At 64.1% G+C, this 25,253-nt stretch carries 21 protein-coding genes; 16 read left to right on the top strand and 5 right to left on the bottom strand.

Going from position 1 to position 25,253, the window contains the following annotated elements; genetic code table 11:
- On the top strand, positions 1-1,016 hold a 1,016-nt coding region (gene mftD, locus O4220_RS22510; RefSeq protein WP_269607714.1), incomplete at its 5' end, for a pre-mycofactocin synthase MftD.
- 13 nt (positions 1,017-1,029) lie between these two features.
- Here the strand turns inward: mftD and O4220_RS22505 are convergent.
- The gene (locus O4220_RS22505; protein WP_269607712.1) at positions 1,030-1,356 is read right to left on the bottom strand and encodes a LuxR C-terminal-related transcriptional regulator; all 327 of its coding nucleotides are present in this window, start codon (positions 1,354-1,356) and stop codon (positions 1,030-1,032) included.
- Between the two features lie 221 nt (positions 1,357-1,577).
- On the opposite strand from O4220_RS22505, the gene O4220_RS22500 reads away from it, so the two are divergent.
- Positions 1,578-5,351, top strand: a complete 3,774-nt coding sequence (locus O4220_RS22500; protein ID WP_269607711.1) for an AAA family ATPase — start codon at positions 1,578-1,580, stop codon at positions 5,349-5,351.
- 53 nt (positions 5,352-5,404) lie between these two features.
- Positions 5,405-5,572: a hypothetical protein gene (locus O4220_RS22495; protein ID WP_269607709.1), complete on the top strand. Its 168-nt coding sequence runs from the start codon at positions 5,405-5,407 to the stop codon at positions 5,570-5,572.
- 3 nt (positions 5,573-5,575) lie between these two features.
- Here O4220_RS22495 and O4220_RS22490 read toward each other — a convergent pair whose 3' ends face one another.
- The 3 genes from O4220_RS22490 to O4220_RS22480 form a co-directional block, all read right to left on the bottom strand.
- Entirely contained in the window at positions 5,576-6,307 is a 732-nt protein-coding gene (locus O4220_RS22490) for an aspartate/glutamate racemase family protein (protein WP_269607708.1), read from the bottom strand.
- Positions 6,308-6,317: 10 nt separating this feature from the next.
- Complete coding sequence (locus O4220_RS22485) at positions 6,318-7,871, bottom strand: NCS1 family nucleobase:cation symporter-1 (RefSeq protein WP_269607707.1); 1,554 nt, start codon at positions 7,869-7,871, stop codon at positions 6,318-6,320.
- 112 nt (positions 7,872-7,983) lie between these two features.
- Positions 7,984-8,709: a GntR family transcriptional regulator gene (locus O4220_RS22480; RefSeq protein ID WP_269607706.1), complete on the bottom strand. Its 726-nt coding sequence runs from the start codon at positions 8,707-8,709 to the stop codon at positions 7,984-7,986.
- A 71-nt stretch (positions 8,710-8,780) separates the two neighbouring features.
- On the opposite strand from O4220_RS22480, the gene mftE reads away from it, so the two are divergent.
- The 13 genes from mftE (at position 8,781) to O4220_RS22415 (ending at position 24,826) form a co-directional block, all read left to right on the top strand.
- Positions 8,781-9,467, top strand: coding sequence for a mycofactocin biosynthesis peptidyl-dipeptidase MftE (gene mftE, locus O4220_RS22475; protein WP_269607705.1), 687 nt, complete (start codon positions 8,781-8,783; stop codon positions 9,465-9,467).
- A 125-nt stretch (positions 9,468-9,592) separates the two neighbouring features.
- Entirely contained in the window at positions 9,593-10,990 is a 1,398-nt protein-coding gene (mftF, locus tag O4220_RS22470) for a mycofactocin biosynthesis glycosyltransferase MftF (RefSeq protein WP_269607729.1), read from the top strand.
- Between the two features lie 33 nt (positions 10,991-11,023).
- A complete protein-coding gene (gene mftG, locus O4220_RS22465; protein ID WP_269607704.1) occupies positions 11,024-12,508 on the top strand; it encodes a mycofactocin system GMC family oxidoreductase MftG in 1,485 nt (494 codons plus the stop codon).
- Between the two features lie 92 nt (positions 12,509-12,600).
- Complete coding sequence (locus tag O4220_RS22460; protein WP_165712752.1) at positions 12,601-12,738, top strand: hypothetical protein; 138 nt, start codon at positions 12,601-12,603, stop codon at positions 12,736-12,738.
- 108 nt (positions 12,739-12,846) lie between these two features.
- Positions 12,847-14,142 (top strand): transcriptional regulator, encoded by a 1,296-nt coding sequence (locus O4220_RS22455; RefSeq protein WP_269607702.1) that lies wholly within the window; start codon positions 12,847-12,849, stop codon positions 14,140-14,142.
- A gap of 122 nt (positions 14,143-14,264) precedes the next feature.
- On the top strand, positions 14,265-15,788 hold the full coding sequence (locus O4220_RS22450; protein WP_269607700.1) for an aldehyde dehydrogenase family protein: 1,524 nt from the start codon (positions 14,265-14,267) through the stop codon (positions 15,786-15,788).
- Positions 15,788-16,327 carry a DUF779 domain-containing protein gene (locus O4220_RS22445; protein WP_269607699.1) on the top strand — a complete coding sequence of 180 codons (540 nt, stop codon included), beginning with the start codon at positions 15,788-15,790 and terminating at the stop codon, positions 16,325-16,327. The genes O4220_RS22450 and O4220_RS22445 overlap by 1 nt, the downstream gene beginning before the upstream one ends.
- 80 nt (positions 16,328-16,407) lie before the next feature.
- Positions 16,408-17,391, top strand: coding sequence for a cation diffusion facilitator family transporter (locus O4220_RS22440; RefSeq protein WP_269607698.1), 984 nt, complete (start codon positions 16,408-16,410; stop codon positions 17,389-17,391).
- A 135-nt stretch (positions 17,392-17,526) separates the two neighbouring features.
- Positions 17,527-18,981: an ethanolamine permease gene (gene eat, locus O4220_RS22435; protein WP_269607697.1), complete on the top strand. Its 1,455-nt coding sequence runs from the start codon at positions 17,527-17,529 to the stop codon at positions 18,979-18,981.
- The gene (locus tag O4220_RS22430; RefSeq protein WP_269607696.1) at positions 18,978-20,390 is read left to right on the top strand and encodes an ethanolamine ammonia-lyase subunit EutB; all 1,413 of its coding nucleotides are present in this window, start codon (positions 18,978-18,980) and stop codon (positions 20,388-20,390) included. Before eat ends, O4220_RS22430 begins: the two co-directional genes overlap by 4 nt.
- Complete coding sequence (gene eutC, locus O4220_RS22425) at positions 20,387-21,178, top strand: ethanolamine ammonia-lyase subunit EutC (RefSeq protein ID WP_269607695.1); 792 nt, start codon at positions 20,387-20,389, stop codon at positions 21,176-21,178. Before O4220_RS22430 ends, eutC begins: the two co-directional genes overlap by 4 nt.
- A gap of 53 nt (positions 21,179-21,231) precedes the next feature.
- The gene (locus O4220_RS22420; RefSeq protein ID WP_269607694.1) at positions 21,232-22,848 is read left to right on the top strand and encodes an AMP-binding protein; all 1,617 of its coding nucleotides are present in this window, start codon (positions 21,232-21,234) and stop codon (positions 22,846-22,848) included.
- 31 nt (positions 22,849-22,879) lie between these two features.
- Entirely contained in the window at positions 22,880-24,826 is a 1,947-nt protein-coding gene (locus tag O4220_RS22415) for an acetoacetate--CoA ligase (protein ID WP_269607693.1), read from the top strand.
- On the opposite strand, the gene O4220_RS22410 is transcribed toward O4220_RS22415, so the two are convergent.
- Positions 24,802-25,236, bottom strand: a complete 435-nt coding sequence (locus O4220_RS22410) for an acyl-CoA thioesterase (RefSeq protein WP_269607692.1) — start codon at positions 25,234-25,236, stop codon at positions 24,802-24,804. The two genes, O4220_RS22415 and O4220_RS22410, sit on opposite strands and share 25 nt — an antisense overlap.
- Positions 25,237-25,253 lie beyond the last annotated feature (17 nt).

Below are 25,253 nucleotides of genomic sequence, written 5' to 3'. Positions count from 1 at the left end.
TGATGGGTCAGCCGCTGTCGTTTCCGGTGATGATCTCCCCGACGGGTGTGCAGGCCGTGCACCCGGATGGTGAGGTCGCTGTGGCGAGGGCGGCCGCGGCGCGCGGTGTTTCGATGGGGTTGTCGTTGTTCGCGAGCAAGCCCATCGAGGAAGTCGTCGCAGCGAACCCGCGGACGTTCTTTCAGCTGCATTGGGTGGGTTCGCGGGAGTTGTTGGGGCACATGCTCGATCGCGCACGTGCAGCCGGTTCGGTCGGGTTGATCGTGACGATGGACTGGTCGTTCTCGGAGGGCCGCGATGGGGGTAGTCCGGTGATACCGGAACGCCTCGATGCGCGGGCGATGGCGCGGTTGGCGCCGGAGGTGTTGGCGCGCCCGCGGTGGCTCGCACGGTGGGCTCGCTCGGGTGCGTTTCCTGATCTGACGGCACCGAATCTCGCTCCACCCGGTGGTCCTGCGCCGACGTTCTTCGCGGCGTATCGGGAGTGGAAGTCGACGCCGTTGCCGTCGTGGGAGGACATCGCGTGGTTGCGTGAGCAGTGGGACGGGCCGTTCATGCTCAAAGGTGTGTCGCGGGTCGACGACGCGCTCCGGGCCGTCGATGCCGGTGTCACGGCGATCTCGGTGTCCAATCACGGTGGCAACAATCTCGACGGTTCCCCGGCGTCGATTCGGGTGTTGCCGGCGATCGCGGAGGCGGTGGGGGATCAGGTGGAGGTCACCCTCGACGGTGGTATCCGGCGGGGAAGTGATGTGGCGAAAGCACTGGCGCTGGGTGCGCGGGCCGTGCTGATCGGGCGGGCGTATCTGTGGGGGTTGGCTGCGAACGGTCAGGCCGGGGTGGAGAACGTCCTCGACATTCTGCGCGGCGGTCTGGACTCCGCGGTGCTCGGACTCGGACATGCATCGGTGCACACCCTCGGACCCACCGACGTCGTCGCACCGCCAGGCTTTGCACCGCCTGATTTCGTACCGCCTGATTTTGCGACGTCGACTCGGCCCGCCCGCCGTCAGTGATACGAACCGACAGTCACCACTCGGACAGGTGAGTGTGACCGTCCTGGAGCGCACGTGCGAACAGAGCGGCCTTCGTGGGCGCGCTGCGTCCGACCGTCGCATATTTCTGTCGAATTCGGGTGATGTGCGTATTGATCGTGCCGACCGAGATGTAGACAGACCGAGCCGCAACCGTCTTCGAGTCCGAGGCGAACCAGGCAAGCATGACCTCGATCTCGCGTGCACTCAGCGCAGGCTTGCGGTGAAGAGGGTCGAGCCGCGTCGGGCGTGCAACGAGTGTCGGCTGTACCGGCGTCCGGAACGAGCGACCCGCCGCCGACGTCAGCATCTGTTCGAGCATGAATGTCCCCCTCGACTGTCGATCGATCTCTGTACTGCAGCTCCCATCGTCGAAGAAGATTCGGTGCGGATCCAGCGGTGCAATGAACTCCATACAGGGTCAATACGGACGACCTCGGATTCGATGCGACCGTCATTCGAACAGAGTAACTTGCTGTTTCTGCTGGTCAGCGGAGCGTCTGCACGCATCTGTAGGTGATTTGTCGGCCCTATAGTGCGCTCATGACCACTGATCGCCCGGATCCCTCGTCGATCTCGGACCGCACCGAATTCGCGGCGGCACTGCGTGCGATCAGGATCGAGGCGGGTGCAACAGTCCGTGAAATCGTCGAGCGTTCCGGTGGTCTGCACGGCACCATCAGCGGTTGGTTCTCCGGACACCATGTTCCGACCAAAGCCAGCGGCGAGATGTTCTCGGCTGTCCTCGTCGCGTGCGGAGTCGAGGACCAGGACGAGCGCGCATTGTGGTGGGACGCGGTGTCGAGGGTGCGGTCGATCCCGGGCAGGCGGACTGTCGATCCGGTGAAGGGCGACGCTCCGTACAAGGGCCTGGAAGCGTTCGAGCCCGCCGACGCAGAGTGGTTCTTCGGGCGAGACGAGCTGATCGAGCGACTCGGGATGCGCGTCCGTGATGCCCTCGACTCCGGCGGAGGCATTGTCTTCGTCGTCGGTGCTTCGGGCTCGGGTAAGTCCTCGCTCCTGCGTGCTGGACTGGCATCGAGGTTTCCGAGTGCGGAAGTCCGTTCCGGCATCGGCGATATCCGGGCATTCCCCGAGCGAATGGAATCTTTCGCGCCGGGGTCTGTCTTCGTTCTGGATCAAGCCGAGGAATTGTGGACACTCGCGTCAGCGGCTGAGCGCGAGAGCTTTCTCCGGGCGGCATCGACGCTGCCACAGACCGATTCGGTCCTCGTGATCGGCCTGCGGGCCGACTTCTATCAGAACGCGGTGTCGGAGGATGCGCTGCTTGCCGGACTTTCGGACAACCCGGTTGTCGTCGGACGTCTCAACGAGACGCAGTTGCGTGACGTCATCGTGGCGCCTGCCGCGAAGGCGGGCGTCACCGTCGACGATGCCCTCGTACAGGTATTGCTCGGCGAATTGGGTCCGCGCGGATCGCAGTTCGCCCACGATTCCGGTGCCCTACCGTTGCTCTCGTACGCGCTGCTGACGACGTGGCAGGTGTCGAGAGGCAAGACCCTGACAGTCGCGGACTATCTCGCGACCGGCGGGATCGGAGGTGCGGTGGGCCAGAGCGCCGAGGAAGTGTTCTCGGCCCTCACCGACGAACAGCAACGCGAAGCACGACGCATCTTCATGCGCCTGGTCAATCTCGACGACGACGTAGTGACCCGTCGTCGCGTCGATCGCGTCGGGCTGTTCTACGGAGACGAGAACGCAGACGCCGTCAGCGACGTCGATGTCGTGGTCGAGCGGTTCGCCGCGCGCAGACTGCTGACCGTCGAAGAAGAGACGGTCCAGGTGACCCACGAGGCACTGCTCACGGCGTGGCCGCGGCTCGGTGAGTGGCTCGACAACGATCGTCAATGGCTCCTCGAACACCGTCGACTCACCCAAGCGGCAGAACTGTGGAAGAACAGCGACCGAGACGACGGTTCGCTGCTGTCGGCGTCGAGGCTGGCGCTCGTGCAGGAATCCATCGGGCCGGTGCGTCGGCGAGACCTCAATTCCGTGGAGAGGCACTATCTCGAAGCGAGCGCCGACCGGGTCGAGCACCAGACCCGAGGCGATCGCCGTCGCCGACGCATCCTCGAAACGCTCGTCGGGGCCCTCGCACTTCTGACTGTGTTGGCCGTGACACTGGCGGTGACTGCTTTCGTAGCCCGATCGGAAGCGAACAGCCGGCGGGTCGACGCCGAACACGCCGAGGCCGAGGCCGTCTCTCGTCAGATTGCAGGCGTCGCAGGGCAATTGAGAAACCAGGATCCCGGTCTGGCGGCATACTTCGCGTTGGCGTCGTACGAGACGGACCGAACGTCGGAGGCGCGATCGGCACTGCTCGATTCGTCCGCGATCCACACTCCGGTGCGGTTGCTCGGTGCGGAGGGCGGGGCGGTGACTGCGATCGACCCGCGCGGAAGCATCGTGGCAACAGCCGGTTCCGACGAGCGCGTGCGGATGTGGTCCCTCACGGACGGGCACGCGCAGCTCGGCGAAATCGTCTCCCGCGATGCATCGGCGCTGGCGTTCGATCCGCGCGGTGGCGTCCTTGCCGTCGGAGGGGCCTACGGCGTCGAACTGTGGGATGTGTCGGACCCGACCGAACCGATTATGTTGTCGCGCAACGATATCGACGAGGTTCGGAGCCTGTCCTACTCTCCTGATGGCCGCTTGCTTCTGGTCGGTACCGGGTCCGAGTCGTTGCCGCTCCTCGACGTCGCCGATCCCGCCCGGCCGACCGCAGCGGCCGAAGTTGCTCAACCCGGTTCGCCGACAGCGACCGAATTCAGTCCCGACGGCCGCTACCTGGTGACGGTCGGTCCCGGGCGCGCGATGCGGTTGTGGGACGCGAGCAGACTGACCGCGTCTCCGGCAGCCCCTGTCGCTCCGCTGATCGACGTGCCCTCGGACGGATCGACCTACACCGCGCAACAGCTGGCCTTCTCTCCCGACGGCACCACGCTGATCGCGGGTACCACCGGTCGCGAGGTTCTGCGGTGGGCTGTCGGCAACGGCCGGCTGTCCCCACTGCCTGCATTGACGGGGTTCACCAGCTATGTCAACGATGTGGCGTTCAGTGGTGACGGGACTCTGATCGCTGCCGCGAGTTCGGACAATTCCTCGAAGGTGTGGGACTCGGCGTCGGGCGCAGCACAGCTGACGCTGCCGGGTCCTTCCGAGGTGAGTTCGCTCGTATTCACGCCGGATCGCTCGGCGATAGTCACTGCCAGTGGCGATGGCATCACCCGGATCTGGCCGCTCCCCGGACCGGCTCTCACCGATGCCGGCGACACGATCTATCAGAACCCCATCGATGCGTCGGGCACTCGTCTGCTCGTCGGTGCAGGCACCCGAGCCTCCGCGACGACGCTCTGGGACGTCTCGGACGTCGAGCATCCGGTGGCGTCGGCACCATTGGTGGTCGGTGACGGTATGGACCAAACAGGTGCGGTGGCGCTCACCGTCGACGGCAATCGGGCTGCGGTCGGCACGACGACCGGCGGCTTTCAGCTCTGGGACACAACCGGTCTCACCGATCCGGTACCCCGCGGTACCGTTCGAACGGCAACTACCAGCTTGACCGCTGTGCTGGTTTTCGACCGCACCGGGACCCTGCTGGTTGCATCCGGCCAGAACTCGAACGACGTGTCGTTGTGGTCGCTGGCCGATCCCGCAACCCCACGAGCATTGTCGACTCTGGTGGCGGGGAACTACCCCGCGGGAATGGCGCTGTCGCCCGACGGTTCGGTACTCGCCATCGCCAGTGTCGGTGGCGTGGTCGAACTGTGGGATGTCGGCGACCCGACCGATCCGCGCCGGACAGCCCTGCTCGGCGGTTTCGGAAGTAGCGTCCAGGCCGTGGCCATCTCACCGGATGGGCGAACGCTTGCCGCGGGCAGTGCGGATCGCTCGATTCGATTGTGGGACATCGAGAACCCTGCCGAGCCGCAGCACCTGGCTCGCATCGTCGGGCCGTCCAGCCCGATCTACTCGCTCTCGTTCGATCGGTCCGGTGCACGGCTGGCGGCCGGTGACGGGGGATCGACTTTGTGGTTGTGGAACGTGGGGGACCGCACCGCACCCGAGCAGTACGCCGCGCTCACCGCGTACGGCCGGCGCGTCAACGATGCGGTGTTCGCCGCAGACGGACGGGTGGTGTTCGGCGGTGGTACGGCGCGTGATGTTCGCATCTGGCGCACCGAGCCGGAGGAGGTGCGCAGTCGCCTGTGCGGATCCGGAGGGTCGGTGGTCACGGAGGCCGAATGGGCTCAGTACCTGCCTGGCGTTCCTTACCGAGAGTTGTGTAGCAGCTGACCGGCCGGCGATGGTGTACTTGCGCAATGACCGACAAGTTTCCGAGAAGCGTTATGACGTCTGCTCTCGTCGCACTCGTGGCGTCCTGCGTGGTGATCTACGTCGGGTTGTTCGACGACTCGATGTCCACGACCCTGCAGGTTGTGCTGCTGCTCGTCGGCGTACTGGTTGCCGGCGCAGCGATCGGTTACACCGTCACCAAGCTCGGTCGGTCCGGGTAACGCTCAGGGCCTACTGAATCCTTCGAGCATCCCCGTGTACAGCTTGGGCGGCGGGGCGGCGAATTCGCCGCGCTTTCCGGTCCGTAGTCCGAGGCTCACGAGGGACTGCACGAACAGTGTTCCCGCGGCCACACCGTCGACGACGGGTACACCGATCTCGGCCGAAATGTGTTGGCACAGATCGGCCATACCCGCGCAGCCGAGGACCACGGCATCGCTGCCGTCCGTCTCGACGGCGACGCGGCACGCTTCGGTCACGATCTTGCGGGCGTCGGGGTCGGTCTCGAGATCCAGGACCGGCATGTCGCATGCATGGATACCGAGGCAGTGGCGGCCGAAGCCGTAGTGATTCGCCAGATCCTGTGCGCGGCCCACGGTGCGGCCGAGGGTGGTGACGACACTGAATCCGCGGCCCAGGAAACTCGCGGCGTGCATCGCCGCTTCCGCGATACCGATGACCGGTCCGGACGCAGATTCGCGGGCCGCGTCGATGCCGGGATCGCCGAAGCAGGCGATGACGTAGCCGTCGACCCCCTCGGCTTCGCCACTGGCGATCTCGGCGAGAATGCCGGGGACGCTGAGGGCTTCGTCGACGTGGCTTTCGATGGATACCGGCCCCATCGAGGGACTGACCGCATCGATGACGGTGCCCGGGCCTACTACGGCCCGGGCACAGCCGCCGATCGTTGCGGTCATCGAACCGGTGGTGTTCGGATTGATGACCTTGATGAGCACGTGCGAAATCCTATGCCTTGGCTGGAACGTCGAAGTTGGTGACAGCGAGCTTGGTCTTCGTCGCCAGATAGAAGTACATGACGAAGCCGATGCCGCAGCCGATGAACCAACTGTACTTCGAGGCCGTCGACATACCGGTGATCTCCATGCCGTCGATTGCTCCGTTGAAGAGCACGGTGAACATGGCTACGAGCGCGCCGACGATGGTGGAGTAGACCGCCGCCGGGTTGTATCCCTTGGAGTACCAGTACAACCCGGTCGGCGACATCGAGAACAATTCGTCGACAACGACCTTCTGCTTGCGGACCAGGTAGTAGTCGGCGATCAGGATGCCGAACAACGGCCCGATGAAAGCGCCGAGGGTTTCCAGCGTCAGGTGAATGACCTCGGGATTGTTGTACAGGTTCCACGGGGTGATGAGCACCGATCCGATAGCGGCGATCATGCCGCCTGCACGCCAGCTGATCTTCTGGGGGCTGACGTTGGAGAAGTCGAATGCCGGCGAGATGAAGTTGGCGACGATGTTGATGCCGATGGTGGCGATCGTGAAGGTCAGGGCACCGAGGACGATCGCGAACGTGCTGTCGATTCGGGCGACGGTCTCGACCGGGTCGGTGATCAGCTCACCGAACACCGGCAGCGTAAGGGAAGCGGTGACGACGACGAGAATCGAGAACACCAGGAAGTTCACCGGCAGGCCGAGGAAGTTGCCCTTCTTCACTGCGGCATAGGACTTGCCGTAGCGCGAGAAGTCGCCGAAGTTGAGCATCGGACCGGAGAAGTACGAGACCACGAGAGCGATGGCGCCGAGCATCACCGGGATCGAGCTCAGACCAGTGTGCTCGACCTCGCCGAGGTTGAGATCGATCGCGCCCCAGCCGGCTTTCCAGATCAGGTAGCCGCACAGCATGAACATCACGACGTAGACCGCGGGGCCGCAGAAGTCGATGAACTTACGGATGGACTCCATACCGCGCCAGAACACCGCGGCCTGGACGACCCAGAGGAACAGGAAGCTCGCCCAGCCGAGCAGGGAGAGTCCGACGAAACCGTAGTCCGCGGTCACAGCGTACGGAGCCAGCGACGGGAACAACTTGATCAGCACGATATCGAGTGCGGCGGATGCCAGGAATGTCTGGATGCCGTACCACGCCACCGCGATCAGACCGCGGATGATGGCCGGAATGTTGGCGCCGAGGACACCGAAAACACTGCGGCAGATGACCGGGTACGGAACCCCTGACACCTGGCTGGGCTTGGCGACGAGGTTGCAGAAGAAGTAGACGATCGTGATGCCGACGAGGAGTGCGATCAACACCTGCCAGCTGGCCAACCCGAGTGCGAACAGGCTGCCCGCGGTCACGTAGCCACCGACCGAGTGCACATCCGACATCCAGAAGGCGAACAGGTTGTACGAGGTCCAGGTCTGCTTCTTCAGCGGAGCCAGATCCTCGTTGGTCAGTCGCGGGTCGTAGCTGTCCTTGATCAGTCCACCACCGACGGGGTGGCCCGCGGCTTCCACAAGATCTCCCGTTTGGGCGGGACCGTGCGCTGTATCTGTCATCGATGCTCCTGACGGCATGGCGTATGAGGTGAACGAAGGAGGTGAACGATGAAAAGCTAGTGGTGAAGTGTTGCGCGCTCGTGACGAAAGCGATATATCTTTGGCGGAATGCTTACAGCGTCTGGTCGGGCGGCGGATCGGCGAACAATCCGTGGTCGTTCGACAAAGTCGAAATGACCGAATTGAGACGCGTGTGATGATGCTGCGCAGCGCTCAGCAGGCCCGCGGAATCGCCGGCAAGAAAGGCCGTGAGCATATCTGCGTGATCGCTGTGCAGTGATGCCCTGTCCGATCCGGCGACATGAACCATCGGCTGTATGGGTTCGGTTATGTTCCAAGCGGATTCGAGCATGTGAAGCAATCGATGCATGCGGCACGGGCGGGTCAGGGACAGGTGGAACTCACGCGAGAGTCGATGGTATTCACGCGAGTCGTCCTGGGTGAGCGAGGCCTCGAGCAGGCGATTGACCTCGATGAGGTGGGCGCGGTCGTCCTCGGTGGCCAGATCCACCGCAACCGGGAGGGCAGCAGTCTCCAGAACCTCTCGTACGATGTACATTTCGCGAAGCTCGGCCGCGGTCAACTGAGCGACCGTGTAACCGAGGTTGGGTCGATGATCGACCAATCCCTCGCCGATGAGGGTCTTGAGGGATTCGCGCACCGGAATTCTGCTCACCCCGAAAAGTTCCGCTACCTCGTTGAGTGGAATGGGAGTATTCGGTGGCGCATCGCCGGCAAGAATTACTCGGCGTAACTCTCGAAGAATTGTCGGCTGTGGACCACCCGGTGTCGTTATCGACAATTGCGAGAGAAATATCGACCGACGACGGGGTGGCACGAACCGAACGTTAGCGGCGCAGTGTTTCGACGGCGTGACGTTCTCGTTCCATACCGATAGCATCGGCACCCATGGCCACGGACTCCCTCGGTACGCAGTACTGGCCGGACGTCGATGGGGCGAGGACGCTCGTGGTGCCGGTCGGCTCGATCGAGCAACACGGGCCGCACCTGCCGCTCGATACCGACACGCGTATCGCCACTGCCGTTGCGTACACCATCGACGACGCGGTCGTGGCTCCCGCGATCGCGTACGGGTCGAGCGGTGAGCACGAGGGATTTCCCGGCACCGTGTCGATCGGCGCTGCAGCACTCGAGACGGTGCTGGTGGAATACGGACGATCCGCGTGCCGGTGGGCCGAGCGGGTGGTGTTCGTCAACGGTCACGGCGGCAACGGGCCCACCCTGCGATCTGCGGTGCTGCTGCTGCGCTACGAGGGGCGCGACGTCGTCTGGTTTCCGTGCGCGGTGCCCGGAGCAGATGCTCACGCTGGGCGCACCGAAACGTCGATGCTGCTGCACCTTTCGCCCGAGGTAGTGGACATGGGCAAGGCGGAGGTGGGCAATGTGACCGACATCGCTGCCCTGCTTCCTGCGCTGCGCGCGGACGGCGTCGCATCGATCGCTGCAAACGGTGTGCTGGGCGATCCCTCCGGAGCCGATCCGGAAGAGGGGCGTCGGGCGTTCGAGCTACTTCGTACTCGCGCCGGCGATGCGGTGCGCAGATGGAGTCCCTCCGAACACGGAGTGATCGCATGACCGACCTGGGCGAAACGCCTGTTCAGCGTCCCGCAATCGATTCCGAAGAAACGGGCAGCAGGTATGTTCCGTCCGATTTTGCGGGTGGCCGACACACCAGAGGCTTGTCCGCTTACGATCTCCTGATGGGTGAAGGTCGGTTGCCTGACGGCTTCGGGGTGAGAGTCGATCCACGCGTACGCACATTCTCCGAAGGACGCGTCCTGATCGGTGGTTCGCCGACACGAATGCTCACACTCGCACCGACGGCGGCCGCGATGATCGGCGACGGTTTCATCGAAGTGACCGACTCGCAGTCCGCACTCGTCGCACGCAAACTTCTCGACTCGGGCGTCGGCAACCCGCGCCCGATGTCGATCCCGTCGCCGTCCGACGTCACCGTCGTCGTGCCGCTCAAGAACAACGAGGCCGGGCTCGAGCGTCTGATCACGGCGTTGCACGGGCTGCATGTCATCATCGTCGACGACGGGTCCGACACCCCTGTCGCGGTGCCGCGGATGGCGTGCAGTGTGGGCAGTGTGACGGTGCTCCGGCACGAGCGCTCACGCGGGCCGGCTGCAGCGCGAAACACTGGATTGCGCTGCGCGACAACTGATTTTGTCGCGTTTCTGGATTCGGACGTCGTGCCGCGCAAGGGCTGGCTCGAGGTCATGCTCGGTCATTTCTCGGATCCGGCGGTGGCATTGGTGGCACCCCGCATCGTCGCGCTCGAGCCCGAGGGCAGTGCGCTGGCCCGATACGAGCACGCACGCTCGTCGCTCGATCTCGGTCGCAGGGAAGCGGCAGTGCGGGCCGGGAGTTCGGTGTCCTACGTGCCCAGCGCCGCGATGTTGCTGCGCCGGTCCGTGGCGATGGACTGCGAGGGATTCGACGAGTCGATGCACGTGGCCGAGGACGTGGACCTGTGCTGGCGGCTGCAGGAGGCAGGGTGGCGGTTGCGCTACGAGCCCGTCGCCCACGTTGCTCACGAGCACCGCGTCACCTTCGTCGAATGGTTCGCTCGCAAGTTGTTCTACGGAACCGGTGCCACACCGTTGTCCGCTCGTCATCCGGGAATGGTGCCGCCGATCGCAATGTCTCCGTGGACGCTCATCGCGTGCCTGCTCGCTGCGAGCCTGACGCGGATCGGATTCGTCGGCGCAGCTGCGACGCTCGGAGTGACGGTTGTTCGACTTCGCAAGATGTTCGTCGGCTTGGATCAGCCCACTCGCATCGCGGCGATTCTTGCCGCGGAAGGTTTCGTGGCGGGGTTGTGGCAACTGGCGTCGGCCTTGTGCCGACATTACTGGCCGATCACTCTTCTTGCCGTACTGCTGTCCAGTCGAATTCGAAAGATCGCACTCGGATTGGCTGTGGCCGAGGCATTCTCGGATTGGAGCAAGCATCGCGAACTCGGCGGTCTCGATCCGGTGCGCTATGCCTTCTTCAAACGAGCCGACGATATCGCCTACGGTGCGGGGTTGTGGAAAGGCGCTCTGGCTGCCCGGAGCATCGATGCGCTCAAGCCACGCTTGGACGGCTGACGCGGTGCGAGCCCGGCCCGATCCGTCGATGGTGTGAATCGGATCGAGTATGCGGACGTCGTCGTCGTCGGCGGTGGCTCCTGCGGCTGTGTCGTCGCTTCGCGGTTGAGCGAGAATCCCGATCGATCCGTGCTGTTGCTCGAAGCCGGACCCGCGTTCTCTGCCGTCGCCGAAGTCCCGGCCGACCTGACCGACTCATCGATGCTTCCCATCGGGCCCGGCAGCGAATGGGTGGGAACGTATTCGGCCGAACTCACCTCCGGCGTCGGCCGAACGATTGCTCGAGGCCGGGTTCTCGGCGGCTCGGGCGCAGTGAACGGTGGTTACTTCGTTCGTGCCACGCCTACGGACTTCGACGCCTGGCCGCAGTCGCTGTGGTCCTACGAACAGGTGCTGCCGTTCTACCTCCGCTCCGAAACGGATCTCGATGCCGGGATACAGAGGCAGTGGCACGGATCTCGCGGACCCATGCCGGTCGCGCGCACCCCGGTACACGCTCGACATCCGATCACGACGGCATTCGTCGATTCTGCAGTGAATGCAGGATTTTCGATGCACCAGGACCTGAACGCTCCCGGGGCATCTGCCGGGGGAGTCGGTGCCGTGCCCTTGAACATCCGCAACGGGACTCGCGTAAGTGCAGCTCTCGCATACCTTCTGCCGATCCTGGATCGGCAGAACCTACGCGTGCGAGGAAATGCGACGGTGACGTCGTTGATGTTCGACGGCAGCAAGGTGGTCGGCGTCGACATCGTCGTCGACGGTGTTCGCCGTATCGTGAGGTCCGACAACGTGATTGTGTCGGCCGGTGCTGTGCACACCCCGGCACTGTTGCTTCGATCCGGCATTGGACCTGCCGATGATCTTGTAGCGCTGGGAATTTCGGTCGAGGTCGACAGCCCGGGTGTGGGTCGAGGTTTCAGTGACCATCCCGAGGTGGCCGTTTCCGTGGTCGCGAAGAACGAAGTTCCGACGAAATCGCCTGCGCTGGAGGCAGTTCTACATGCCGGCGCTGTGGAGATCAGACCGTACACCAGAAGGTTCGACCGACTGATCTCCGGTCTCGAGCCCGGGCCGCACGTAGTCGGTGTCGGCCTCATGCGATCGACGAGTCGCGGGAGCATTGCGCTGCGCAGTACGGACCCGTTCGAGGCTCCTGACGTGCGGTATCACTATCTCGAATCGGAGGTCGACCGACGCGCGATGCACGAGGGCGTCGAAATCGCGCGCGATCTGCTGGCGTCGCCGATCATGGGGGCCACCGTGACTGTGCCCACGATCGAGAATCCTCTCGCGGCGCTCGGCACATCACTGCACCTGTCCGGTAGTGCCAGGATGGGGCCCGAGTCGGATTCGAGTTCGGTACTCGACGATCACTGCCGGGTACGCGGCGTCGACGGACTCTTCGTCGTCGATACCTCTGCATTCCCGGTGGTGCCCAGCCGTGGGCCACACGCGACGGCCATCATGTTCGCCGAGCGTGCTGCTGCAGTCATTGGAGTGGAGCCTGCGGAATGACCCACGCTGATTGCGAACCGCGAAGGGCGCGGGAAGGCGTAGCGTTCGTGGTCTGGGGACCGTTCAGGTTCCCCAATAGATGGGTTACTGCCATGTCGGACAAATCGCCCCGCAACACGATGACCAAGAAAACCGGCAAATCTCTCAAGGACAAGCGCGCAGACAAGCGGGCGAAGTCCAGTGGTGACACCAGCAACGACATCATCACCTCGGCCGTCAAGAAGAAGTAGTCACTCGCGGTCGACGTGACCGGGCCAACCGCTCGCGTCGGCCACGGCTGTATCCTTGCTTGTGAGCTGGGTTACAGCAATGTGGACAGGTCACGGAGGAAGCGTCGAATGGCAAGCCGATCGGACAGTGGCGGCAACCCCTGGGTCGCAGTGCGCCCGGGTGAGGACGTCGCCGTTCTGGCGCGCCAAATGTCCAGTGCTCATCAGTCTTTCGTCGACGATATCCGCACGCACGGTTCGGCGGTTCGGTCCGTCGTACTCGATTCGTGGATGCGCAGTCGCACCAAGGGTGTCGATCCCGACGGTGGAAACGAAACTCCGATTCTGACCGGGCAGGATCTCGAGCGCTACCGCAACGGCCATCCGATGGCCATCATCCGCCCGGTCATTCGCAAGCTGTTGGTCGAGGACGCATCCGACACAGGATTGCTCGTTGCCATTTCGGATGCGGAGGGACGCCTGCTGTGGGTCGAGGGGGATTCCGCGGCGAAGGATCGGGCGCTCGCGATGGACTTCGCCGAAGGCGTCGACTGGAGCGAGGAGAGCAAGGGCACCAATGCCCCCGGTACTGCACTCGCGGTCGACCACAGTGTCCAGATCTTCGCGTCCGAGCATTTCTCGCGGTCGGTGCACGAGTGGAGCTGCTCGGCGGCTCCGGTGCACCACCCCACCAGCGGTCACATTCTGGGAGCCATCGACATCACCGGTGGGCCGCGGGTGGCGGTGCCCGAGGTGCTCTCGCTGGTGCGTGCCACCGTCGCCGCGGCCGAATCCGAGTTGCGTCTGCACCTGATGAACTCGCCGAAATCGTTGGGCGGCACGGCCCCTCGTCTCGAAGTTCTCGGATCCGGCCGGCCGGGAGTGGTACGAGGGTCCGGCCGGATACCGCTCTCCCAGCGACACGCCGAGATCTTGCTTCTCTTGGGTGAGCACCCCGAAGGCCTGAGCTCGGACCACCTTGCGGTGCTGCTCGACGAGCAGGAACTCGACTCCGTCACCATTCGCGCCGAGATGTCGAGACTGCGCAAGACCTTCGGCACTGCGGGTCTGGCATCGCGGCCCTACCGTTTGGTCGGCGAGTTGACCTCCGATGTCGGCGACATCCGACGGGCCTTGGACCGCGGCGACGTCGATGCTGCTCTACGGATCTACTCCGGCCCGGTGCTTCCGGGTTCGTCCGCGCCCGGCATCGAGAGCATCCGCGAGGAGCTGCGGTCTCGTATGCAGGCCGCGCTGCTCCGCCTCGGAGACCCCGTGCTCTTGGCGCAGTGGACCTCGTCCATCCACGGGCGCACGGACGTCATCGCTTGGGAGGCCTACCGGGCTACTCTGAGCAGGGATTCCGCGCTCTACGGTCAGGTCAGCGCGCGCATCGATCTACTCGATCGCGAACTCGGGATCTGACGCAACTGCCGCGTCGACCCTGTCCGAAATATCGGCAACGTACTTGCAACGTTGCACGGCCTAGTGTCCTGAATCACACACCGCATCAACTGTGAAGCACGTGTCGATCAGGAGGATTTTCAATGTCCGTCTACGCCCGTCCAGGTACCGCCGATTCCGTCATGTCGTTCCAGTCGCGCTACGACAACTGGATCGGCGGCGAGTGGGTACCGCCTGTCAAGGGCCAGTACTTCGAGAACCCGACTCCCGTCACCGGTGAGAACTTCTGCGAGGTCGCCCGCTCCACGTCCGAGGACATCGAGCTAGCGCTCGACGCCGCTCATGCCGCAGCGCCCGCGTGGGGCAAGACCTCGGCTGCCGAGCGCGCGGTGATCTTGAACAAGATCGCCGACCGTATCGCCGACAACCTCGAGTCCATCGCGCTGGCGGAGTCCTGGGACAACGGCAAGCCGATCCGCGAAACCCTCAATGCAGATATCCCGTTGGCCATCGATCACTTCCGGTACTTCGCCGGCTGCATTCGAGCGCAAGAGGGCTCGCTCTCCGAAATCGACAGCGACACAGTGGCTTACCACTTCCACGAGCCGCTCGGAGTCGTCGGGCAGATCATCCCGTGGAACTTCCCGATCCTCATGGCCGTGTGGAAGCTCGCGCCCGCGCTCGCGGCAGGTAATGCCGTGGTGCTCAAGCCCGCCGAGCAGACTCCCGCGTCGATCCTGCACCTGATCTCGATCATCGGCGACCTGCTGCCCGCCGGCGTGCTGAACATCGTCAACGGATTCGGTGTCGAGGCAGGCAAGCCGCTGGCATCGAGCCCGCGTATCTCCAAGATCGCGTTCACCGGCGAGACCACCACCGGCCGCCTGATCATGCAGTACGCCTCGCAGAACCTGATTCCGGTGACGCTCGAACTCGGCGGCAAGAGCCCCAACGTCTTCTTCTCCGACGTGCTGCAGGCCAACGACGACTACCAGGACAAGGCCCTCGAGGGCTTCACGATGTTCGCCCTCAACCAGGGTGAAGTGTGCACCTGCCCGTCCCGCTCGCTGATCCAGGCGGACATATTCGACGAGTTCCTCGCCCTCGCTGCCATCCGCACCAAGGCTGTGCGACAGGGAGATCCGCTCGACACCGAGACGATGATCGGTGCTCAGGCGTCGAACGATCAGCTCGAGAAGATCCTTTCCTACATCGAGATCGGCAAGGGCGAAGGCGCACAGGTCGTCACCGGCGGCGAGCGCGCACAACTCGGCGGCGATCTCAACGGCGGCTACTACATGCAGCCCACCATCTTCACCGGTAAGAACAACATGCGCATCTTCCAGGAAGAGATCTTCGGGCCGGTCGTCTCGGTCACGTCGTTCACCGACTACGACAACGCCATCGAGATTGCCAACGACACCCTGTACGGTCTGGGCGCAGGCGTCTGGTCGCGCGACGGTGGCATCGCCTACCGAGCCGGCCGCGACATTCAGGCCGGTCGCGTGTGGACCAACACGTACCACCAGTACCCGGCGCACGCCGCGTTCGGTGGCTACAAGCAGTCCGGAATCGGTCGCGAGAACCACAAGATGATGCTCGACCACTACCAGCAGACGAAGAACCTGTTGGTGAGTTACGCGCAGAAGGCACAGGGCTTCTTCTGATGGAGAATGCTCGGCCGCCCGCGCGGCTGAAGACCACCGCCGGGGCGATGGATCTCCTCCGTCGCCTCGGCGGTATCCACGGGGAACTGATGATGCATCAGTCCGGCGGATGCTGTGACGGCTCGTCGCCGATGTGTTATCCCGTAGGAGAATTCATCGTGGGAGACCGCGACGTCCTCCTGGGGTACATCGACCTCCGACTCGGGGTGGGCGAGCTTCCGCAGGATCTCCCCGAGGGTATCGACGGTGTGCCGGTGTGGATTTCGGGGTCTCAGTTCCAGGCCTGGAAGCACACTCAACTGGTGCTCGACGTGGTGCCCGGACGGGGCGGCGGGTTTTCGCTCGAATCGCCCGAGGGGGTCCGTTTCCTCAGTAGAGGGCGCGCGTACACCCCGGAGGAGAACGAGCTTCTCGCCGAGCACCCGCCGCTCGTCGGCGTCGACTGGGAAGAAGGTCGACGACCCGAGGTTCCCGACGATCCACTGGTGGTCGCCGAGGCCGTCGACGCGTGTCCCGTCCCAGGGATGCTCCAGGGCTGAGTGCCTGCGGCAGTGGTGCGGTTAAGTTCCCCAGGCGGCACTCGACCGCACCATTGCGCGCAGCGCATACAGTGCGAACGATGAAGAGCTCATCGAAATCCGACGCGGCCGCGGGCGGCGAGAGCCTGCGCACGGTGGTGATCGCGTTCGTCGCCAACCTCGGCGTCGCGATCGCCAAGACGTTCGCCGCAGTGTTCACCGGATCGGCGTCGATGGTCGCCGAAGCCGCGCACTCGTGGGCCGACACCGGTAACGAGATCTTCCTGCTCGTCGCCAATCGTCGGGGCTCACGCGGGCCGGACGATCGTCGGCCGCTCGGCTACGGACGCGAGACCTACTTCTGGTCGACACTCGCAGCCATCGGGCTTTTCGTCGCCGGTGCCGCGGTATCGGTGTGGCATGGCATCACCTCGTTGCTCGCCGGCGAATCGAGCAGTGAGAACTACCTCGTCGCGTACGTGGTGCTCGCCATCGCATTTCTGCTCGAGGGAGTCTCGTTCCTGCAATCGGTTCGGCAGATTCGCGGTGAAGCGGCCGAATACGACAAGGACTTTCTCGATTACGCACTCGAGACCTCGGACCCCACGCTGCGCGCAGTGTTCGCAGAGGACAGTGCAGCATTGATCGGCATCGTGATCGCCGGTGCCGGAATCGGATTGCACCAACTGACCGGTAACGCCGCCTTCGACGCCATCGGGTCCATTCTGGTGGGAGTACTGCTCGGAATCGTCGCGTTCGTACTGATCGATCGAAACCGCCGATTCCTCACCGGTGAACCGGGATCGAGAGCATTATGGAATGCGGTGGTGCAGCGAATCGAGCAACTCCCCGAGGTGGCGTCGGTCCGGTTCGTTCGCATCGAGTTCGTCGGTCCCAAACAGATCTACGTGGTGGCGAGTGTGGATCTCGTCGGTGATTTCGCAGAATCACGCATCGCGCACACGCTCCGGCGGCTGGAGCGTGAGTTGGAAACCAACAGAGCTGTGGTGGACGCGGTACTGACAGTCGCCGAACCGGACGAGGGCGACATCGGTGACATCAACGCTGTGGGGCACCAGGCGTAATTCGCCCGTCATTCATCGATGACGCGGCGCTTACATCACGGGCCTATCGTGAACCGATTCGCGCGCCACACGTGTTGTGAATCGTCCCCTCGGGCGTGAACCCGCTCCGAGCGCAACGGCTACGAGAGGCTTGCAATGTCCGTAGTAGACCCCCAGTCGTCTCATCCGAAAACCGGCTCGCACGAGAGCACACAGTCGCACGTCGAGGGCGGTGACTACCTTGCCAAGCGCACCCTGAAGAAGGGGACCGCGGGCTGGGTACTGCTGGCCGGCCTCGGAGTCAGCTACGTGATCTCCGGCGACTACTCGGGGTGGAACCTCGGTCTCGCCGAGGGCGGTTTCGGTGGCCTTCTGATCGCAGCGATCATCATCGCGGGTATGTACCTCGCCATGGTCCTCGGCATGGCAGAGATGTCCTCTGCGCTGCCCGCGGCAGGCGGCGGTTACACCTTCGCCCGTCGGGCCATGGGACCGTGGGGCGGATTCGCCACCGGTGCAGCGATTCTCATCGAGTACGCGATCGCGCCGGCCGCGATCGCGACGTTCATCGGTGCCTACGTCGAATCGCTCGGACTGTTCGGGATCACCGACGGGTGGTGGGTGTATCTGGTGGTCTATGCGGTGTTCATCGGAATCCACCTCTCCGGCGCGGGCGAAGCACTCAAGATCATGTTCGTCATCACCGGCATCGCCTTGGTCGGACTCGTCGTGTTCGCCATCGCGGCCATCGGTCAGTTCGACGCGAGCAACCTGACCGACATCGCGCCCACCGACGCTGCCGGGGCCTCGGGATTCCTCCCGTTCGGCTACCTCGGCATCTGGGCGGCCGTGCCGTTCGCCATCTGGTTCTTCCTTGCCATCGAGGGTGTGCCACTGGCCGCGGAGGAGGCAAAGGATCCGACCAAGAACGTCCCGCGCGGCATCATCGCGGCCATGGGTGTTCTGCTCGTCACCGGTGCCGTCGTTCTGTTTCTGGTGACCGGAGCAGGCGGGGCCGACTCCGTCAAGGAATCGGGAAACCCGTTGGTGGAAGCCCTCGGTGACGGAACGGCGAGCAAGATCGTGAACTACATCGGCCTGGCCGGATTGGTCGCGTCCTTCTTCTCGATCATGTACGCGTACTCGCGCCAGCTCTTTGCGCTCTCTCGCGCGGGATACCTGCCGAAGACACTGTCCATCACCAACTCTCGCAAGGCCCCGACGCTCGCTCTGATCGTGCCCGGCGTCATCGGCTTCCTGCTCTCGCTGACCGGACAGGGCGGAATGTTGCTCAACATGGCCGTGTTCGGCGCGGCACTGAGCTACGTTCTGATGATGGTCAGCCACATCGTGCTCCGGCGCAACGAGCCGAACATGGAACGGCCGTACCGAACTCCCGGGGGCGTCGTGACCACCGGATTCGCATTGGTCATCGCGGCTCTCGCCGTCGTCGCCACGTTCGTCGTCGATTCCACTGCGGCACTGTGGTGTCTGGCCGTGTTCGTGGCGTTCATGGCGTACTTCGGCATCTACAGCAGGCATCACCTCGTCGCGAATTCGCCGGACGAGGAGTTCGCCGCACTGGCCGAGGCCGAGGCCGAACTGGAATGACGATCTACACCCAGCAGGTCTCGGGCACCACCTACACGTTCGACGGTCTGGTGGACCTGATGGCCAAGGCGACCCCGCTGCGATCGGGCGACGAACTGGCCGGTTGCGCAGCCGAATCCGATGCCGAGCGCGCCGCTGCGCAGTGGGCTCTGTCGGAGGTTTCACTCGATGTCTTCCTGCACGATCTGCTCGTTCCGTACGAGAGCGACGAGGTCACTCGGCTCATCATCGATTCTCACGATCGCATCGCATTCGGTGCCGTGTCGCACCTGACCGTAGGAGGTCTGCGGGATTGGCTGCTGCAGGTGACCGCGGGGCCCGACGCGGCAGCGACACTGCGTTCGGTCGCGGCCGGATTGACGCCCGAGATGGTGGCTGCCGTCAGCAAGATCATGCGAAATCAGGATCTGATCGCAGTGTCTCGGGCGGTGCAGGTGACGTCGGCGTTCCGGACGACGATAGGTCTACCCGGAACCCTCACCACGCGTTTGCAACCCAATCACCCGACGGACGATCCACGTGGAATCGCGGCGGCCACGCTCGACGGATTGCTGCTCGGATCGGGCGATGCGGTCATCGGAATCAACCCCGCGACCGACTCACCTCAGGCCACAGCCGACCTGCTGCATCTGCTCGACGACATCCGGCAGCGCTTCGAGATTCCCACGCAATCGTGCGTGCTCTCGCACGTGACGACCACGATGGAACTGATCGACAAGGGCGTTCCCGTCGATCTGGTGTTCCAGTCCATCGCAGGCACCGAAGGAGCCAATTCGAGCTTCGGCGTGAATATTCCGCTGCTTCGGCAGGCCAACGAGGCCGGCCGATCGCTGCACCGCGGAACCGTCGGGAACAACGTCATGTATCTCGAGACGGGTCAGGGCTCGGCGTTGTCGGCGGGCGCGCACATCGGCACCGGTGACCGACCGGTCGATCAACAGACCTTGGAAACGAGGGCGTACGCGGTGGCCCGCGATCTGGAGCCACTGCTGATCAACACCGTTGTCGGATTCATCGGGCCCGAGTACCTGTACGACGGCAAGCAGATCATCAGGGCGGGGCTCGAAGATCACTTCTGCGGCAAGCTGTTGGGGCTGCCTATGGGCGTGGACGTCTGCTACACCAACCACGCCGAGGCCGATCAGGACGACATGGACACGTTGCTCACCCTGCTGGGTGCGGCCGGAGTTGCATTCGTCATTGCGGTGCCGGGAGCCGACGACGTCATGCTCGGATATCAGTCTCTGAGCTTTCACGATGTGCTCTACGTCCGACAGGTCCTCGGTCTGCGACCCGCGCCGGAATTCGAGTCGTGGCTCTCGCGTCTGGGCATGGTGGACGCCGACGGCCGGGTCCTCGACGTCGATGCCGCGGGATCACCGTTGCGAGCCTTGATGAGTGCGCGATGACAGAGACATCAGGAGCTGTGCCTGCGGAACGGCCGGAGTCAGAGTTCTGGGGCGAGATGCGGGCGATGACGCAGGCCCGAATCGGGCTGGGGCGCATCGGTGATTCGCTGCCGACCACCCGGGTGCTGGAGTTTCGCTCGGCGCACGCTGCTGCGAGGGATGCGGTACACATGCCGCTCGATGTCGAGGAATTCGTGAGTCGGGTAGAGCAGGTGGGTCTCGGTGCGCCTGCAGCGGTGACGTCGTTGGCGACCAGTCGTGCGGAGTATCTACGACGGCCCGATCTCGGTCGGCAACCGAAGGATCTGTCGGCGGTTGCGCATTCGGAGGACGAGATCGGAATTGTGTTGGGCGACGGGTTGTCCCCCCGCGCACTCGCCGATCACGGTGTGCCGATGCTGGAGGCGTTGAAAGCCGAACTGGCCGATCGGTATTCGATAGCGGCCCCGGTGATCGCGACCGAGGCGCGGGTGGCGCTGGGCGATCACATCGCCGCAGCGATGGGTGTGCGGACGGTACTGGTCCTGATCGGGGAGCGCCCGGGCTTGTCGGTCGCGGACAGTCTCGGCATCTACCTGACGCATCTACCGAAGCCCGGCTGCACGGATGCCGATCGCAATTGCATCTCGAACATCCATCCGCCCGAGGGGCAGGGGTATGCCCAGTCGGCGCGAATAGTAGCGGGCCTCCTGGCCGGGGCAAGAAAGCTCGGGCGGTCCGGAGTGGCGCTCAAGGACACCTCACGGGCCGATGTACTCGAGGCGACCGAAGCCCTCACGCTGGAGTGACATCCCCCTATTCGGGGGTGGCTGCGCGTGACGGCGGTCACTACCGTGGATGCATGGACAGTTATTCTTCCGGTGCGTCGGACACCGCGGTTCTCGACGAGACGATCGGCGCGAATCTGGATCGAACCGCGGCGACGTTCTCCGAGCGTGACGCGTTGATCGACGTGCCCACCGGGCGACGGTGGACCTATTCGGAGTTCGTCGCCGACGTCGATCTCTTGGCGGCCGGACTACTGGTGGCCGGTGTCGCGACGGGTGACCGAGTGGGTATATGGGCACCCAACTGTCCCGAATGGGTTCTGGCGCAGTACGCGACAGCGAAGATCGGGGCGGTGCTGGTCAACATCAACCCTGCGTATCGGTCACACGAGCTGCAGTTCGTCCTGAAGCAGGCCGGGGTTTCGGTGTTGTTGTCGGCCAAGGAGTTCAAGGGCTCGGACTATGCAGCGATGATCGAGAAGGCGAGACCCGAGGTGCCGTCGCTGCGTGAGGTTCTGTTCATCGGCAGCATTCAATGGGAAGCGATGACCGATCGTGGGCATCGAGCATTGGCGAAGACTCCGCACATGATCACCGACGTGTCCGAGCACCTCCGTGCCGATGACGCGATCAACATTCAATACACCTCGGGGACGACGGGTTTCCCGAAGGGAGCGACGCTGAGTCACCGGAACATCCTCAACAACGGATTCTTCGTCGGCGAGCTCTGCCACTACACCGCCGAGGACCGGGTGTGTATTCCGGTGCCGTTCTATCACTGCTTCGGCATGGTGATGGGCAATCTGGCGTGTACCTCGCACGGCTCGGCAATGGTGATTCCCGGACCCTCCTTCGATCCGGTCGCGACTCTCACCGCCGTGGAATCGGAGAAGTGCACGTCGCTCTACGGCGTGCCGACGATGTTCATCGCCGAACTGGCACTCGAGAACTTCGACGAGTTCGATCTGAGCAGTCTCCGTACCGGAATCATGGCTGGTTCGCCGTGCCCCACCGAGGTGATGAAGCAGGTGATCGAGCGCATGGGGATGACGGAGGTGTCGATCTGCTACGGCATGACCGAGACGTCCCCGGTGTCGCTGCAGACTCGAAGCGACGACTCCATCGAACAGCGGGTGTCCACCGTCGGTCGTGTGGGTCCGCATCTCGAAGTCAAGATCGTCGACCCGATGGACGGCAGCACCTTGCCACGGGGGGAGGCGGGCGAACTGTGCACGCGCGGCTACTCGGTGATGCTGGGCTATTGGGAGCAGCCGGAGAATACCGCCGAAGCCATCGACGCCGAGGGATGGATGCACACCGGCGACATCGGTGTGATGGACGAAGACGGCTACGTGGCCATCACCGGACGGATCAAGGACATGGTGATTCGCGGCGGCGAGAACATTTATCCCCGCGAAGTCGAGGAGTTCCTCTACACCCATCCCGACATCCTCGACGCACAGGTCATCGGTGTTCCCGATCAGAAGTACGGCGAGGAGCTCATGGTGTGGATCAGGATGAGAGACGATGCCGCGCCGCTCGATTCGGATACGGTGCGCGCGTTCTGTGATGGCCGGCTCGCGCACTACAAGATTCCCCGATACGTGCACGTCGTCGACGAGTTCCCGATGACGGTCACCGGCAAGGTACGCAAGGTGGAAATGCGTGAACGGTCGCTCGGATTGATCTGACGACGATCGCCCGGCTGACATACTCGCATGCATGGACTGTGCGCTGTGGACGCCGACGGATTCCGATCTCGCCGAGGCTCGGGTGACCGCGTTCGCGCGGTTCGTCGAGCAACGCCACCATGTGCTTCTACCGGACTACCCGGCGCTGTGGCGTTGGTCGACGACCGAGCTGGAACTGTTCTGGCGAGCAGTGTGGGACTTCTTCGAGATCCGCTCGGCCGACGAGCCGACCATCGTGCTGGGTGAACGCGAAATGCCGGGCGCGCAGTGGTTTCCAGGAACCGAGCTGAACTACGTGGACCAGGTCATCAGGCATACTCGCCCCGATCGCGCGGCCATCGTCCATGCTCGCGAGGACGGTTCGGTCCGGACCGTGACATGGGCGGAGATGATCGAGCAGGCGGGTGCGCTCGCGGGGACGCTCGCCGACAAGGGAGTTCGGCGCGGCGATCGCGTCGTCGGGTATCTGCCGAACGTCCCGGAGGCAGTGATCGCCTTCGTGGCGACTGCAAGCCTGGGTGCGGTGTGGTCTGCTTGCGGGCAGGACTACTCGGCCTCGGCAGCTCTCGATCGTCTGGGACAACTCGAACCAACGGCACTGATCACCGCCGCCGGGTACACCTACGGAGGGAAGGTTCGAGACAAGGCCGCCGATGTCGATGTTCTCGTCGAAGGCCTTCCGACACTGCGGGCCGTGGTGATGATCGGCGAACCGTCGGGAACGGCGCAGAGTTGGTCCGACGCCACCGCCGAGAGCCGGAAACTGGTACCGGTGGCCGTCCCGTTCGATCACCCACTGTGGGTCGTGTTCTCGTCCGGCACCACAGGTCTACCCAAGGGAATCGTGCACGGTCACGGTGGTGTGGTGCTCGAGCACCTCAAATCTGTTGCTCTGCATTCCGATCTGGGACCCGAGGATGTCTTCTTCTGGTACACCAGCCCGAGCTGGATGATGTGGAACTTCCAGATCGCCGGCCTGCTGACCGGTGCCACGATCGTGTGTGCCGACGGAAATCCGTCGTTCCCCACGCCGGATGCGCTGTGGGACATCGCAGCCAGGCTGGGAGTGACCTACCTGGGTACGAGTCCCGGCTACGTGCTCTCGTGCATCAAGGCCGACACGCATCCCGGCACCGACCACGACCTGTCGGCTCTGCGAGCAGTCGGGATCACCGGCTCCGCGATGCCGGCATCCTCCTCGATCTGGTTGTCGGAGAGCATCGGTGCGCACATACCGGTCTTCTCCATCTCGGGTGGTACCGACGTCGTCTCGGCATTCGCCGGGGGAGTGCGGACAGCGCCGGTCTGGGCCGGAGAGCTGTCGGTGCCGTTCCTCGGCGTTGCGCTCGATGCCTTCGACGAAGCCGGCAACTCGGTGCGGGGGACGGTCGGTGAACTGGTCGTCACCGAGCCCATGCCGTCGATGCCGCTGTACTTCTGGAACGACGCCGACGGAACTCGCTACCGCGACGCCTATTTCGACATATACCCGGGAATCTGGCGTCACGGCGATTGGATCACCATCAGCGATCACGGGAGCGTTCTCGTGCACGGTCGATCCGATTCGACGCTGAACCGCAACGGTATTCGAATGGGGAGCGCCGACATCTACCAGGCCGTGGAGTCACTGGAGCAGATCACCGAGGCGCTCGTTCTCGGTATCGAGCTGTCGGACGGTGGTTACTGGATGCCCTTGTTCGTGGTGGCCCCGGACGGTCTCACCGACGAACTGCGCGCACGCATCGAGACGGTCATCAGAACGCAGGCGTCGCCGCGACACGTTCCCGACGACGTCATCGCGGTGCCGTCGATTCCGCACACGCGAACCGGGAAGAAGCTCGAGGTGCCGCTCAAGCGACTCTTCCAAGGTGCCGCGGCGACAAGCACTCTCGAGGCCGGCGCCGTCGACGATCCGGCTGCGTTGGCGTGGTTCGTCGACCGGGCGGCCGAGTATCAGCGAGTCCAGCGGGCGAGATAGGCCTTCTCTTCCGGCGCGATGCGGCGCAAGGTCTCGGCACCGACGTCGACCATCGCCATCCGGGTGGTCGCCACCACCGCCGGCGGCGAATCCGGAGCCGCGCCTGCTGCCCGCACCTCGTACCCGATGGTGAAGTCGACGGCTCGCACCTTCTCGAACCAGAGTGTGACATCGAGCGGACCGTCCGAGTGCCGGAGCGGTTTCTTGTACGCGACGGTCACATTCGCGATCAACGCACTCTTGATCAAGCTCTCGTTCGCCTCGCCCTCACTGAGCAGCCACTCGATACGCGCCTCTTCGAGCAAGGTGACCATCCGGGCGTGATTGATGTGCGCAAATGCATCCATGTCCGACCAGCGCACCGTGACGGTCGCGTGATATCCGACGGGACCGGTCGGCTCTGTCTGCATCGCACCAGGCTCTGTTT

Origin of the sequence: Rhodococcus ruber (assembly GCF_027270735.1) — a bacterium.
Taxonomy (GTDB): Bacteria; Actinomycetota; Actinomycetes; order Mycobacteriales; family Mycobacteriaceae; genus Rhodococcoides; species Rhodococcoides rubrum_A.
This window is presented reverse-complemented; position numbering and strand designations above follow the sequence as displayed.

Excerpts from the sequence above, each read along its gene's own strand:
- O4220_RS22505 (WP_269607712.1), bottom strand. The coding sequence starts at position 1,356 with ATGCTCGAACAGATGCTGACGTCGGCGGCGGGTCGCTCGTTCCGGACG.
- O4220_RS22500 (WP_269607711.1), top strand. The coding sequence starts at position 1,578 with ATGACCACTGATCGCCCGGATCCCTCGTCGATCTCGGACCGCACCGAA.
- O4220_RS22495 (WP_269607709.1), top strand. The coding sequence starts at position 5,405 with ATGACGTCTGCTCTCGTCGCACTCGTGGCGTCCTGCGTGGTGATCTAC.
- O4220_RS22485 (WP_269607707.1), bottom strand. The coding sequence starts at position 7,871 with ATGACAGATACAGCGCACGGTCCCGCCCAAACGGGAGATCTTGTGGAA.
- mftE (WP_269607705.1), top strand. The coding sequence starts at position 8,781 with ATGGCCACGGACTCCCTCGGTACGCAGTACTGGCCGGACGTCGATGGG.
- mftF (WP_269607729.1), top strand. The coding sequence starts at position 9,593 with ATGGGTGAAGGTCGGTTGCCTGACGGCTTCGGGGTGAGAGTCGATCCA.
- O4220_RS22460 (WP_165712752.1), top strand. The coding sequence starts at position 12,601 with ATGTCGGACAAATCGCCCCGCAACACGATGACCAAGAAAACCGGCAAA.
- O4220_RS22455 (WP_269607702.1), top strand. The coding sequence starts at position 12,847 with ATGGCAAGCCGATCGGACAGTGGCGGCAACCCCTGGGTCGCAGTGCGC.
- O4220_RS22450 (WP_269607700.1), top strand. The coding sequence starts at position 14,265 with ATGTCCGTCTACGCCCGTCCAGGTACCGCCGATTCCGTCATGTCGTTC.
- O4220_RS22445 (WP_269607699.1), top strand. The coding sequence starts at position 15,788 with ATGGAGAATGCTCGGCCGCCCGCGCGGCTGAAGACCACCGCCGGGGCG.
- O4220_RS22440 (WP_269607698.1), top strand. The coding sequence starts at position 16,408 with ATGAAGAGCTCATCGAAATCCGACGCGGCCGCGGGCGGCGAGAGCCTG.
- eat (WP_269607697.1), top strand. The coding sequence starts at position 17,527 with ATGTCCGTAGTAGACCCCCAGTCGTCTCATCCGAAAACCGGCTCGCAC.
- O4220_RS22430 (WP_269607696.1), top strand. The coding sequence starts at position 18,978 with ATGACGATCTACACCCAGCAGGTCTCGGGCACCACCTACACGTTCGAC.
- eutC (WP_269607695.1), top strand. The coding sequence starts at position 20,387 with ATGACAGAGACATCAGGAGCTGTGCCTGCGGAACGGCCGGAGTCAGAG.
- O4220_RS22420 (WP_269607694.1), top strand. The coding sequence starts at position 21,232 with ATGGACAGTTATTCTTCCGGTGCGTCGGACACCGCGGTTCTCGACGAG.
- O4220_RS22415 (WP_269607693.1), top strand. The coding sequence starts at position 22,880 with ATGGACTGTGCGCTGTGGACGCCGACGGATTCCGATCTCGCCGAGGCT.
- O4220_RS22410 (WP_269607692.1), bottom strand. The coding sequence starts at position 25,236 with ATGCAGACAGAGCCGACCGGTCCCGTCGGATATCACGCGACCGTCACG.